The organism is Microbacterium sp. NPDC076895, from assembly GCF_040687115.1.
Lineage (GTDB): Bacteria > Actinomycetota > Actinomycetes > Actinomycetales > Microbacteriaceae > Microbacterium.
In genome coordinates this window covers 17745-31713 of sequence record NZ_JBFBMQ010000015.1, presented here as the reverse complement: position 1 = coordinate 31713, position 13969 = coordinate 17745, and the positions used below count along the sequence as shown (strand labels likewise).

At 68.6% G+C, this 13969-nt stretch carries 6 protein-coding genes; 1 reads left to right on the top strand and 5 read right to left on the bottom strand.

Annotation, left to right across the window (positions count from 1 at the left end; translation table 11 throughout):
* Positions 1-76 precede the first annotated feature (76 nt).
* Positions 77-1195 carry a S16 family serine protease gene (locus AB0O89_RS12435; RefSeq protein WP_363498059.1) on the bottom strand — a complete coding sequence of 373 codons (1119 nt, stop codon included), beginning with the start codon at positions 1193-1195 and terminating at the stop codon, positions 77-79.
* A gap of 121 nt (positions 1196-1316) precedes the next feature.
* On the opposite strand from AB0O89_RS12435, the gene AB0O89_RS12430 reads away from it, so the two are divergent.
* Positions 1317-2678 (top strand): zinc-dependent metalloprotease, encoded by a 1362-nt coding sequence (locus tag AB0O89_RS12430; RefSeq protein ID WP_363498056.1) that lies wholly within the window; start codon positions 1317-1319, stop codon positions 2676-2678.
* Positions 2679-3488: 810 nt separating this feature from the next.
* On the opposite strand, the gene AB0O89_RS12425 is transcribed toward AB0O89_RS12430, so the two are convergent.
* The 4 genes from AB0O89_RS12425 to AB0O89_RS12410 all read right to left on the bottom strand — a co-directional run bounded on the left by AB0O89_RS12425 (position 3489) and on the right by AB0O89_RS12410 (position 13936).
* Positions 3489-5213: an ATP-dependent helicase gene (locus AB0O89_RS12425; protein ID WP_363498053.1), complete on the bottom strand. Its 1725-nt coding sequence runs from the start codon at positions 5211-5213 to the stop codon at positions 3489-3491.
* Positions 5189-6097, bottom strand: coding sequence for an NAD(+) diphosphatase (nudC, locus tag AB0O89_RS12420; protein ID WP_363498050.1), 909 nt, complete (start codon positions 6095-6097; stop codon positions 5189-5191). Before nudC ends, AB0O89_RS12425 begins: the two co-directional genes overlap by 25 nt.
* 1162 nt (positions 6098-7259) lie before the next feature.
* Entirely contained in the window at positions 7260-10784 is a 3525-nt protein-coding gene (locus tag AB0O89_RS12415) for an ATP-dependent DNA helicase (RefSeq protein ID WP_363498047.1), read from the bottom strand.
* Positions 10781-13936: an ATP-dependent DNA helicase gene (locus tag AB0O89_RS12410; RefSeq protein ID WP_363498044.1), complete on the bottom strand. Its 3156-nt coding sequence runs from the start codon at positions 13934-13936 to the stop codon at positions 10781-10783. Before AB0O89_RS12410 ends, AB0O89_RS12415 begins: the two co-directional genes overlap by 4 nt.
* Positions 13937-13969 lie beyond the last annotated feature (33 nt).

Sequence of the window (13969 nt, the reverse complement as noted above, 5' to 3'; positions counted from 1 at the left end):
GCCGCTTCTGAGCGATCGCCGTACAGATGCCCTGATCCTGTTCGCTCTGAGCGACCCTGCCTGTTCGGCCCGGCACTCACTCGCAGGTCGGAAGCTGCGACAGGTCTCCGCCCGAACTGATCGTGTCGAGAACGGTCAGCGCGTCATCGAGGGTCTGAACCGAAAACACCTGCAGGTCGCCGGGAATCTCTCCCACGACCTCCGAGCAGTTGGCGACGGGCGCGAGGAAGTAGTCGGCATCCGCTCGGTAGGCACCCCACATCTTCTGCTGGATACCGCCGATCGGCCCGACTGTCCCGTCAGCAGTGATCGTGCCGGTTCCCGCGACGTTCTGGCCGCCGTTGAGGTTGCCAGGGGTCAGCGTGTCCATGATTCCCAGCGCGAACATCATCCCCGCACTCGGCCCACCGACGTTGTTCAGCTGGATCGTGACGTCGATCGGAAAGTCATAGTCGGTGATGAGGGTGATTCCGATGAGCCACATCGTTTGGCCGTCCACGGTGGTGGCAGCCGGCGTGACCTCGACCGTCAGGGGCTCTCCATCGCGCAGGATGTCGAGGCTCAGCGGAGCCCCACCGCCCTGCTGCACCTGCTCGCGCAGGGCCGAAGCATCAGTCACCGGCTCGCCGTCGGCGCGCAGCACGACATCGCCTTCTTCCAGGATGCCGTTTGCTGCGGCATCCTCACCGACAGAGACGACCGACACCTGCCTGCCGACGTCGTAGCCCAGCTCGGTCAGCGCTGCCGCCGTGGCCTCCTCTTGGGAGTCGACCATGAGAGCGGCTGATTGCTCGCTGCGCTGTTCGCTGGTTTGCCCCTCAGGGAAGACCGACTCGATCGGCACGACAGCGCGGGAGGGGTCGAACCACGCGACAGCGAGATCGAACCACGACGGCCGACGCTCGGGGCTTCCCGCGATCTGCACGGTCAGCAGGTCCAAGGCGCCGGAGGTCGGATAGGTCTCGGCACCCGAAACCTCGATGAGCGGAACCTCCTCACCGTCGCTCGTGGTGACGCTGCCGAGCGTGTTGTAGACCGGGCCGGGAAGCTCGATGACGTACGCGGTGGGCAGGAACGACATCGCCAGCAAAGCCAGCAGCGCGACCACCAGCGCCCACAGTCCCACGCGCGTGCGGCGACTGATGGGCGTCCGCCGCGCAGGCGTCACCGTTACGTTCTCGTCGAACAGCGCCACGTCATCCTCTCGGCCGTCGTTCGCGACCGGCGTAAGGCGATTCAGGTGGGGCCCGCGGGTGCGATCATTCGTGCGACTAGCGTAGAGGCCAAGCTCAAGAACCGGCTGAAAGGCGGCACCCGTGGCTGACGACGACCGGAACCCCGACGACGACCTACCCGAGCTGTTCCGGCAGCTGTTCGGCCAGGCCGGCATGGACGGCGACCAGCTCGCCGAACTGCAGAAGATGGGGTTCGACCCCGCGATGATCCAGCGGGCCATGCAACAACTCCAGGGTGCAATGGCCTCCGCCGGTGAGGGCGGGATCTCCTGGGATGCCGCCACGACGCAGGCGCTGCACATCGCGAACAAAGACGGCGCGGGGATCACCGCTGCCGACCGCTCGGCAGCCGACGACGCCTTCACCCTTGCATCCCTGTGGCTCGGTGAAGCCACGACGATCTCGGACCTCCCGGGTCCGGGAGTGACCATGACCCGCGGCGGATGGGTGGAAGCCACCCTGCCGGTGTGGCAAGAGCTGGCTGAGCCGGTGGCGACGAGCATCGCGGATGCCTTCACGGCAGCGCTCCAAGAGCAGTCGCCTCCCGAGATGCAGCAGATGATCGCTGGGGCCGGGCGGGTGATGCGCACGATCGGCGGTTCCCTGTTCGCGGCACAGTTGGGAACAGTCGTCGGAAACCTCTCGACGGAGGTCGTCAGCGGCGGCGATGTCGGCATCCCGTTGCTGCCCGACGGCCAGGCCGCCGTTGTGCCGCAGAACTATGCGCAGCTCGCGAGGGATCTCGAGATCCCCGACGACCAGTTCGCGCTCTACATCGCTACCCGTGAACTCGCGCACGCGCGGCTGTTCCGTCACGCACGATGGCTGCGACTGCACGTGCTCTCGCAGGTGTCGGACTTCGCACGCGGAGTCCGTGTCGATACCGGAGCGCTCGAAGAGCTCGCGGGCCGGTTCGATCCGCAGCACCCCGAGGAACTGCGCGAGGCACTGGAGAGCGGAGCGCTGTTGCCGGAACGGTCTGAGTCGCAGCAGGCAGCCCTCGCCCGCCTGGAGACGATGCTGGCGACGATCGAGGGCTGGGTTGACGTCGTGACGGCGCAAGCCACAACCCGCCTTCCTGCGGCCGACCGAATCGCCGAGACCGTCCGCCGGCGCCGCGCCGTCGGCGGACCGGCTGAACAGGCGCTCGGAACATTGGTCGGACTCGAGCTTCGTCCCCGCCGCATCCGTGAAGCCGCGAGCATGTGGCGCGCGATCACGGATGCCGTCGGCATCGAGGCGCGAGACGAACTCTGGGACTCTCCCGACCTGGTCCCCACGGCTGCCGACATCGACGACCCGAGCGCACTGATTGCGCGGCTCGAAGCGCGCGCCCGTGGTGAGGAACCGGCACCGGACGAGTTCGACGACGCGCTGGCCCGACTGCTCTCAGGCGAAGACGGCGGTCCTGCCGAAGACGGCCCCGACGAGCAACCCGTCTAGGCCCGCAAGAGGGGCGCGTTCTGCGCCCGCGCGTCAACCGCTCCTCCCCAGGAGCGCTCATTGCCGCGCCAGGAGATTTCTGTGGACAGCGCCACCGCCGCGGCCCACCCGCCCCGGACAATCGGGACATGCTACGCATCGACCCCGCCTACCCGCCCCTGTGGCGAACCCCGACGATGCTTCAGTTCGGCAGGAGTGATCGCGTGCGGCTCGACGAGCCGGCGCTCTGGCAACTTCAGGTGATCCGCGAGCTGGTCAAAGGCATCCCGGAGGTCGGCGTGAGCGCGCTCGCCCGATCCCTCGGGGTTTCTACAGCCGACATCGACGCGCTGCTCGGCCGACTGGGACCCGTCATCGTCAGCAGCGGGACCGCCTTGCGCGTCGGAGTGGAGGTTGTCAACGATCCCGCGGCCCCGTATGGAACGCGCATCCGCGACGGACTGCACGACCTCGGGATCGACGCATCGCTGGACACGTCGCGGGAGCAGGATGCCGTCGTGATGGTCGCCGCGCACGGGCTGCATCCGCGGCGAGCTGCGACCTGGATGGGCGAGGACATCCCGCACATCGGAATCGTCCTGGGAGCTGGTGAGGCAGATGTCGGCCCGCTCGTCCTGCCGGGCCAGAGCGCGTGCTTGGTCTGCGTGGCAGCTCACGAACGCGACCGGGATCCGGCATGGCCGCTGGTGGCGGCGCAATTGGTCGGACGCGGCGATCCGGCGGGTCCGGCATCCCTCGCCGCCGAGGCAGCACTTCACACGGGAAGGCTGCTGCTGGCGGGACGTAGCGGGCTCAGTCTGCGTCTGACGCTCACTGACGGCGCCGAGAGCCGGCGGTGGGAGCAGCATCCCGAGTGCTCGTGCGGATCTCCTGCAGAAAACGCGACGGCGAGCGCCCCCGCGATCCCGCGGACCACGACAGCGACAGGGATCGCCGTGCCCGCGTGATGCCGACGTAGGCGAGGCGCCGCTCTTCGTCGATCTGGTCGAAGTGCGTGGCGTATGCGATCGGCAGCAGCCCTTCGGCAAGACCGACCAGGTACACGTGGTCCCACTCCAGACCCTTGGCTGCGTGCAGGGTCGCGAGCGTGATGGCACGAAGGGTCGGTTCATCCTGGGCCCGTGCGCGGGACATGAGCTCGTCGGTGAACGAACGCATGGTCGTTCCGGCCGGTGCCTCTTCGGCAAGCCGCAGGATCGCCGCGCGCGCCTCCCACGATTCACGCACGGCTCCTCCCGCGGGGGGCGCTTCGTCGGTCATGCCCAAAGAGCGCAGGATGTCGCGAACGGCGTCGACGAATCCTCGCTCAAGCGGTGCGACTGACGCGCCGCGCAGCGCCAGCACCGCCTGACGAACCTCGGGAAGGTCGAAGAACCGCCGGCCTCCCAGCACTGTCGTGGCGATCCCGGCGTCTGCCAGCGCTGCCGCGATCTCCGCAGACTGCGCTCCGGTGCGGTAGAGGACGGCGATGGATGCCGGATCTGCTCCCGCCCGGAGCTGCTCAGCGATGCGCACAGCCACGCCGCGGGCTTCGTCAGCCTCGTCGCGATAGGTCGACACGGTCGGCGTGGAATCAGGTGCTGTCTTCGCCGCCGCGGCCGTCAGGTGCACGGCCCCGGGGCGTTCTCGCATGAGGTCGTTGGCCACGGCCAGCACCGCTGCATCCGAACGATAGTTGCGGTGCAGTTCGACGACTCGGGCATCGTCCCACCGCAGTGGAAACTCGATGAGAAACCGCGGGTCTGCGCCTGCGAACGAATAGATGGTCTGGCTCGCGTCGCCGACCACGCAGAGGTCGCGCCGATCCCCCACCCACAGTTCGAGCAGGTGCTGCTGCAGAGGCGAGACGTCCTGATACTCATCGACGGTGAAGTGCCGGTACTGCTCGCGGACGGCCGCGAGCACGTGGGTCTCAGTCTCGAGCATCCCGGCGCACGCCAGGAGCACGTCCTCGAAATCCATCTGTCGGCGCTGGTCCTTGAGCGCCTCGTAGGCGCGGTGAAGCTCAACTGCGCTCGAGGCCGGCAGTCTCCCAACGGTGGCGCCCGCGCGGACGCGCGCGTACTCGTCGATCGTGCGCATCGTGACCTTGCGCCACTCAATGTCGGCGGCGACGTCGCGCAGAGTCGGTGTATCGAGCTGCAGTCCGATGCCATCGGCAGCGTGCGCGAGAACCCGCACCTTGTTGTCGATGATCGCGGGCGGGCGATCACCGGCGAGGGTGGGCCAGAAGTAGTTGAGCTGGGCGAGCGCCGCGCTGTGGAAGGTACGGGCTGCCACGCCGTCGACGCCCAGCATCCGGAGCCTCCCCCGCAGCTCACCAGCGGCCTTACTGGTGAAGGTGAGCGCCATGACACGACCCGGCGAGTATGCGCCGGTGTCGACGCCGTGCGCGATCCGCCGGGTGATCACGCGTGTCTTGCCGGTGCCGGCGCCGGCAAGCACGCACACCGGCCCGCGCAGAGCCGTCACCGCCTCACGCTGCTGCTCGTCAAGACCCTCGAGCGCGTTCACTGCTGCGCCGACCGGTACCACTGCTCAATGAGGGTGCGCGCGATGGAGCTGAGCCCGGGAAGCTGGACATCCGAATCGCCGCCCAGCGCTGCCCCGATCTCAGCGCGATCGAACCAGCGGACCTCGATGATCTCCTCGCCATCGGCGACGGGGATCTCGGTGCTCGTCACCGCGTGGAAGCCGACCATGAGCGAGCGCGGATAGGGCCATGCTTGCGATGCGACGTACGTCATGTCCTCGACGTGGACACCGGCCTCCTCGAGAATCTCTCGCGTGACCGCGGCCTCGAGGGATTCGCCGGCCTCAACGAACCCGGCAAAACACGAGAACCTGCCCATCCCCCAGGCGACATGGGATCCCAGCAGCAGCCTGGCCCCGGTGGGATCGGTGACAGCGACGATGACGGCGGGATCGGTCCGGGGAAAGATGTCCTGCTCGCACGAGGAGCAGCGCCGCGACCACCCACCGGACTGCAGCGCGCTCAGGGATCCGCAGCGGGGGCAGTAGGCCGAATCCAGTAACCAGCGCCCGAGGCTCACCGCCGCTACAAATGCCCCGCCGTCGGCATCGACGAGCTCTCCCCCGATGACGCGCAGCGACGCCCACGTAACTCGGTCACCGAAGCCACGCGGAATCTCGCGGAACGCGAGAACCCAGCGGTCGGTGCCATCGGACCCGGTGCCCAGGAAGGCGTACTCGCCATCGGCTCCTGCCAGCGCTGGGTCGGTGCTCGGCCACCACTGCAAGGCCGGCGCATCTCCATCGCGAGCGATCACCGGAGCGTTGTCGCGGTGCACCGGAAGCACGAGAGCTGCGTCATCCGGCGCGGATCCGATCGCCGTTCTGCGGTGCTCAGCACGGTCGAACCCGCCGCGGGCCAGTGGCGGGACGGCGAAGGAGCGCATGAGAACGAGGACCTCCCTCAAGGGCGTGGCGCGACGGCTGCGGCGCTTGCCAGACCTACCCTGGGCACATGGCGCGCACCCTGTTCACTCTAGCCGCGGCGGTCTCGGCCGTCGCGCCGGATGCCGACATCGTCGCCGTCGCCCCGCTGACCGAGCACTCGGCGGGCCGGATGGATGCCGTGCAAGCAACCCTCGACACCGGCGCCCAGGTCGTCATCCGTGTTGCAACGGACCCCGAGGCTGCCGACGACCTCCGCGCCGACGCACGGGCTCTGCGCGCGCTCACGCCCGGCGTACGCGCCTTGCTGCCATACGCTGCACCCGAACTCCTGGGCGAAGTTCCGCTTGCCGACGAAACCGCCGTGATCACAAGCTTCATCGCCGGCTACCGCGTCGACCCCGGCGAGGTCCCCGCCGGCCCCGGCGTCGCCCCAGCACTGGCCGACGCTCTCGCCGCCACACACGCCCTCCCCGTGTCGTGGGCTCGCGAGGCGGGCTTGGTCATTCGTTCGGCGGAGCAGGTCAGAGACGAAGCATCGCGCCTCGTCGACCGGGCCGAGCACACCAAGAGGATGCCGCGCGCCCTGGTGTCGAGGTGGCGTCGAGCAATCGCCGACGATGACCTCTGGCGCTTCGAACCGACCGTGGTCCTCGGCGGCGCGTCATCCTCCAGCTTCTTCCTCGCTGATCCTGGCGGGGTTCCCACCGTGGTCGGCGTCGCCGATTGGCACGCCGTCGCGGTCGGCGATCCGGCAGTAGACCTGCAGTGGCTGGCTTCGGCACCCGCCGCGGCCGGCGATGTCCTGGACGCCTACATCGCCGCAAGCAGCCGAGCCCCAGACGGCCTGCTGCGCTCTCGTGCTCGCCTGCACGCAGAGCTCGAGTTCGCGGCGTGGCTCGTGCACGGCCACGACGCTGACGATCGCGCGATCGTGGCCGACGCCGAAGCACTGCTCTCGTCACTGGCCGACACCGTGGGTGGCGACGATCTGGTTGTTCGGACGACGTCGGGTATGGACGATGCCATGGCGGTGCTGGGTAGCGTTCCCGACACGTCGGCAGCGCTCGCTGATACCGAGGCGCAGCCCGCAGACACGTCGATGCACACCGACGCGTACGATCCCGAAGAACTCGCGATGTGGCTCCCCGCCGAGGACGACGCTCAACTCAACGAGTCGTCCGACACGCCCGACCCCGATGGTGACTTGCCCGCAGCGGATGACGAGGCCGTGCCCGTGCTCGAAAGCGAGCGTGAGAGTGCTGTGACGTCCGATCTCGTGACGGCTCCCATCATCCTTCCGGCGACTGCCTCGTCGGCACTGTTCGGGTCCGAGGATGGTTCTGACGCCGACGAGCCGGCCCGCGCCGCGCGCGCGGCGTTCCAGAGGTGGGCAAGCTCCGGTTCCGAGTAGACCCGGTCGGAGCGGATCGTGAGATCGTCGGCGACGTAGTACAGCACGACATCGATCTCGTCCAGGGGCACGCCCGTTCGCTTGTGATAGGCGAGGCGATACAGCGCGAGCTGCAGCATCCGGTTGCTCCGGTCGGCTTCCGATCGCGGCGGGGCACCGGTCTTCCAGTCGACGATTTCGATCCTTCCGCCGCGATCCTCACGCCGGTAGACCGCATCGAGCTTGCAGATGACCTGCTCCACCCCCGTGGCACCGCGCAGCGACATGTCGATCTCTGTCTCCACCTCGATCGGAGCGAGCCCCGCCCATTCGGAGCGCAGGAATATCTCCTGGAGCCTGGTCAACGCCGCGTCCTCCGATTCCGCCACCGCCGCACCGGAAGCCACACCGAGGTCGATGCCCTCGTCGTCGAGGTCGAGCTCCCACAGCGCATCGTCCAGGGACGATCCGCGGCCCGTCTTGCCCGATCGGGACTCGACCCAGGCATGGAAGCGCGTCCCGAGGGTCGTCGCGCGGTACGGCCGTTCCGGCATGGGGCGGACGAAGTCGTCAAGCGCAGCGCCGGCATCGACGACGAAGTCCTTGAAGCGTGAGGCAGCGACCCGGCGGGGTCCCTCGCTGGCGGCACGATGCAGCGCGGCACGCTCGTCGCGTTCTGCCAGCAACTGCACGATCTCAGGATCGATGTCCGGCTCGACGGAGGGCTCTGTCTGCCACCGATCCAGAATGTGTCGCACTCGCTGCGCCGCGCGATGGACCCGGTCGGCGCGTGTCCCGAGCGGGTCCATGGGCCAGGTCACCGCGGGCCCACGACGGTCCTCGTAGGGATTCGCGCTGTCGTCAGTCGAGCCGGTGGATTCCCACCCCAGGGCAGCGCCGATCTCATCGAGGAAGACGCTGGGAGCGCGCTGGTCACGCTGCCCTCCCCACCGCGAGCCAGTCAACAGCAGATCACTGCGCGCCCGGGTGACTGCGACGTAGGCCAGCCGTCGCTCCTCAGCGGCGAGGTGATCTTTGACGGATGCCTTGAACTGCGTGATCTCGGTCCGTAGCGCCTTTCGGTCCGTCGCCTCCTCCCACGCGAGCGCCGGAAGTGCGGCACGATCACCGCGGAACCGATAGGGCAGCGTGCCGTACCCCATCCATCCCTGCGTCGACCGGGGCCGCGCCGGCAGTTCGTCCTGCACCATCCGCACGACCGCGACGGCGTCCCATTCCAATCCCTTTGCACCGTGGATGGTGAGCAGCTGAACGACGCCCGGCTCGGGCGGCTCCGTGCGCGGCATGAGTTCGTCGGTCTCTTCGGCATGGTCAAGCCACGCGAGCAGGCTCGAGAGCGACCCTCGCTCATCGACGGCCAGGAACCCTTGGATCTCGTCGAGGAACGATCGCAGCTGCGCTGTGGCAAGACCTGCCGGGCCGCGAGTCTCGTTCGCCGCGAGTTCAATATCGAGCAGCAGCTCGCGTTCTATCGCTCGGATCACTTCGGGGATCGGACCACCGAGCACACCGCGCAGCCGGTGGAACATGCCAGATGCACCCCGAAGTCGCTCGACGCCTTCGGGGCTAAAGTCTGAGAGCAGTGCGCTGCCGGGCCGCAGCGATCGGATCCTGTCGAGCGCGTCGACAATTGATGCCTGTTCGTCGGGCCCGACCGAGTCCCGCATCCGTGCGAGTACCTCCGGTGCCAGCGGAGTGAGATCGGCTCCGCGCCGTGCAAGGGTGTCTGCGAGCCGGCGGAGGGCTGCCAGGTCCGACAGCCCGACCCCGAAGCGCGGACCCGACAGGATGCGGATGAGCGCGGACCCCTGACGCGGATCATCCAACACGCGCAGCACGGCGACGACGTCAACGACCTCGGGCGTGGAGAGCAGCCCACCGAGACCCAGGATGCGGTGTGGGATCCCCCGCTCTGCAAGCGCGTCGGCGAACACCGTCATGTGGCGCTTGGTGCGGAAGAGGATGGCACCCGAATGAGCATCGCCGCCCCGACCTCCGCGTGTTGCCTCATGCTCAGCGCGCAACCGCGCGAAGAAAGCCGCGACCTCTGCAGCTTCGTCATCGATCGTGTTCGCATACACGTGCCCCACGTGACCGGCGGGCGCCCCCGGCCGAGGCTCAAGGGGCGGGATCTGGATGCCGCGAGCGCCGTGGTCGGCAATGAGCGCGTTGGCGGCGTCCAGAATGAGCGCGTCGTTGCGCCAGCTGGTCATGAGGGCCACGTTCGTGCAGGCGGTGGTGCGGGCGAACGCTGCGGGGAAGGACGCGAGGTTGTCTGCGCTGGCGCCCCGCCAGCCATAAATCGACTGATGCGGGTCGCCGACCGCCATGACCGCACCGTCGGCGAACAACTCGGCGAGCAGTTGGGTCTGCTGAACCGAGGTGTCTTGATACTCATCGAGCAGCACAACGCGGTACTGACCTCGCACCTCGTCCGCAACCGATGGTGCAGCTGTCACGATCTGGAGGGCACCCGAGACCTGGTCTGCGTAGTCGACGGTTCCCTGGGCAGCCTTTGCCCGCGTGTAGTCACGGACAAGCCCGGCGAGGAGGGGAAGCGCGCTCATCGCCGTGTGGAACTTCTCGATGTCGCCGGGGGATGCCAAGGCCGGGTTGCAGGCTGGCTCGATGGTGCGAGCGACACGGTCACCGAACGCCGCCAGCTCGTCGAGGTCGACGCCGTGATCCAGAACCTCGCCGGAGAGCCGCTGCAGGCTGTCGACGACAGTGCCGAACCGGTCCTCACGGTCGGCGAGCCGTGGATCGCGCGAGGAGATCACAATGCGCCGCGCGAGCAGCCAGGATGCCGAGGGGCTCAGCAGCGCAGCATCGGGGTCGCGTCCGATCCTGGCGCTGTGCTCGCGCACGAGCGAGTCTGCGAACGCGTTGTAGGTCGACACGCGTGGGCGAAGAAGCAGGTGTTCGGCATCCATCTGGGTCGCCGACTCGATCCTGCCCGCGCGGGTCAGAGCATCAATGCGGGCGAGCCGCCGCTCGATCCGCTCGGCAAGCTCGCCCGCGGCCTTGCGTGTGAAGGTCAGGCCGAGGATCTCGTCGCGGCGGACGATGCCGTTGACCACGAGCCACACGACCCGCGCCGCCATCGTTTCGGTCTTGCCGCTTCCGGCGCCCGCCACCACGAGGACGGGAGACAGCGGCGCCTCGATCACACGCTGCTGCGGCTGGGTGGGCGGGGGCAGCTCGAGAAGCTCAGCGATCTGCAGTGACGACAGGCGGGCCGCAGGGTGCGCGCCGCCTGATGTGAGCGCGGTCACGGGGCACTCACCGGCTTGACGGTATGAAGGCGGCACACCGCGAAATGATCGTCGTTGCAATGCGCGTCGGGGTACGCGGTGAAGCTGTCGGCAGCCATCGCCTCGGCATCCGCGACGATGCGGTGAAGCAGTGCGGACCGGGTGTCAGCGTCCAGCGGCAGTTGTTGCGCCATCCGGTAGTCGGAGCCCTTGAGCGTCTTCGAGAGCACCAGCAGTCGAGCTCCCACGAGCTGGCTCTGCTCAGCCCCAGGCACCGCCCCGGCTCCCACGGCGAGTTGATAGGCCGCCAACTGCGCGTCGGTCGCCACCTTGTCATCCGAAACGCGCGCCTCGGATCGCCCTGTCTTGAGGTCGATCACGGCAACGCGAGGGTCGGCATCCTCGAGCCACCGCTCGACGCGATCGATCGACCCGCTGATGATCGCGATGGTTCCCTCGCGAGGCGACCCCGGTGCGCTGATCGCCTCAACGTACGGCCCGTCGCTGCCTGCGACGACCGCGATACGAAAACGCGCTTCAGCACCGGCCACTTCTCCCCCGCGCGCGGCGAATTCCCGCAGGTAGCTCGCCAGTCGGCGCGTAAGAGTCGTAGCCCACTGGCGTTCTTGTTTGGAAAGCCAGTCGGCTTCGAAATCGAGCTCGCCCCACCGCTCTTCAACGATGGCATCGAGGAGTTCGAAGGTCCCGTCGGGAGCGGTCTCCATCGCAGCATGCAAGATCGTACCGAGGCCCGCCGAGAAGGTTCGCGAGTCACCGCCGAGCTCCCGAATCGCCCAGTCCAGCCCGCACTCCTCGAACGCCTCCACGCGCGACGGCGAGATAGAGACAGGCGCGCGATGCAAATCATGGATGCCACCCTCCCCCGTGCGCGCGGTCACGCCATACCACGACGCGGGGTCGGCACCGGGCACCCCTGCCAGAGCCAGCGCGGCCAGCTGCGTTGCGGCGTGCTCCGCGACAGCGGGGTCTGTCGTCTCGACGAGCGTTCGGCGGAAGCTGGCAACGGCACCGCGGAGGGTCAGCGGATGCCGATCCGAGCGGCGCGGCGGCGGTTCCGGCAGGTACGAGAACAGGGCGCTGGGTGCCTGGTCCTCGTCGTTCACGGCGGTCACGAGGAGGCGCGAGCGAGCACGCGTGAGTGCGCGCTCGAACAATCGCAGCTCCTCATGCAGCACGCTGCGCCGGCGGTCGAGAACGTCAAGAGCTAGCGTCGTCCCGCCGTGACGCCAGACTTCGGACTCGTCGGCGAGGCGCCAGCCATCGAGAAGGCTCCCGCGCAGCCGGGTATTCGGCCAGATGCCATCCTGGACGCCGGCGATCACGACCGCCTCGAACTCCCGACCCAACGAGCCCGCCGGGGTCAGAATCTCGACGACACCCCGGCGCTGCGCGGCTGCGAGAGAGTCCTCCGGCACCTCGCTGCCGAGGATGTCGGCAAAGAACCTGGCGGGGTCTTCGTCCTCACGCTCGGCGGATCGCTTGGCCGCCGCGAACAGTGCGACCAAGGCATCCAATGACCGGGTAGCGTCAGCTCCCTCCGCCCCGCCCAGGCGCGCCCGCTCCCGCCACGGCCCCGCCAGCTGCGACCTGTCCCACGCCATCCAGAGCAGCTCATGCGCCGAGTCGCCACGGGCGGCGCCGGCATGGATCTGCGCAAGTGTCTGTGCGAGGCGATGAGCAGTGCGTGCCTGCGGCGTGTCGATCAGAACCAGGGCGGCGGGCTCAGCCATCGCCTCGGCGAGCAGCTCGGAGGCCGCGCGTCTGCTCTCCCCCTCGAATTCGTGTGCCCGCAGCACAGCACGCAAGCGCCGCAATCCGATGGCGTCGAGGCCACCAAAGGGCGAGGTCAACGCCGCAGCCACCTCGTCGGCAGGTCGCTCGGCGGGGGCCATCATCCCGAGACGCACCAGGTGCAGCAGTCCCCGCACCGCGGGTTCTTCTCCGAGCGGTCGTGCCGCGCTGGCTGCGCGCGTCGGAACCTCGCGTGCCGCCAGCTCAGCCGTCAGCCTCGCGACCTGGCGCGTGTCGTGCGCAATGACGGCGAGCTCGCCCCACGGTAGGCCCTCCGCGACATGCCAGGAGCGAAGTGTCCGCGCGATCCCGTCAAGCTCTTCGTGCGGCGATGCCGCCCACATCGCCGTGATCTCACCGGCGGCGCCCACGGCTGCGTCCTCCGCAGCAGGAAGTTCGGCATCCGGAGCAAGGCGGTGCTCGACCGCGCCGGCGGCGCCGATCGATCCTGCGACTGCGCGGGCAACCCGCACGAGGGTGGGACGGGCGCGGTACGGATGCCGCAGCACGAACCTGTCGGTAAACATCGATGCCAGCCGCGCGAAGGTTTCCGGGCCTGCGCCCCGGAATGCGCCGGAGCCGACATCGGGATCCCCGAAAGCGAGAACGGAAATGCCCCGAACCCGTGCCGCCTCTACGAGCGCCACCGCACCCCAGCTAAGTTCTTGCGCATCATCGACCATGAGAACGCGCGGCACCGCGGTGACGCTGCCGAGCAACAACGCATCGGTTGCTTCGCGAAGCACCTCGGCGGGGTCGCGATGGGCGGGGCGCAGGCGGGAGAGCACGTACCGGTACTCGCGCCAGAACGAGCCTGCCGCGGACCACACCGCGTTGGCACGGTCCGCCCCCAGCCGCTCGAGGTCGTCGGGTGCAAGGCCCAGTTCGGTCGCGAGCGCGAACAGAGCACGCAGTTCTGAACGGAAAGCCCGAGAACGTCGCACCGCTGTGCCCAGCGACTCCGGCCACCGGGATGGCCCCTCCTCGGCGTCAGCCTCATCGCCCTCGAGAAGATCGGCGATGACGGCATCCTGATCAGGAGCGGTGAGAAGCTGCGGAAGCGGATCGCCGGCCGCCACGGCGCGCGAGCGCACGAGCTGGAAGGCGAACGACGCGATCGAACGTGCCAAGGGGCCGGGCGTTGCGATGTCGAGGTCGGCGGTGACCCGATCACGCAGGTCGGTTGCGCTCTGGCGCGTGGGCGTCAGGATCAGCAGATCGTCGGGGAGCACCTCGCCGACCCGAAGGAGCCGGGCCGCCCGCTCGAGAATCGCGGATGTCTTGCCCGTGCCCGCTGCGCCAATCACCAGTCCGCTCGCATCTGCCGGCAGCGCGACGACCTGTGCCTGCGAGCGATCCATAACGACGACGCTACCCAGCCCCGACGACATCAC

Bases quoted from the DNA above. Each gene is read 5' to 3' on its own strand.
- nudC (WP_363498050.1), bottom strand. From the start codon at position 6,097: ATGCGCTCCTTCGCCGTCCCGCCACTGGCCCGCGGCGGGTTCGACCGT.
- AB0O89_RS12410 (WP_363498044.1), bottom strand. From the start codon at position 13,936: ATGGATCGCTCGCAGGCACAGGTCGTCGCGCTGCCGGCAGATGCGAGC.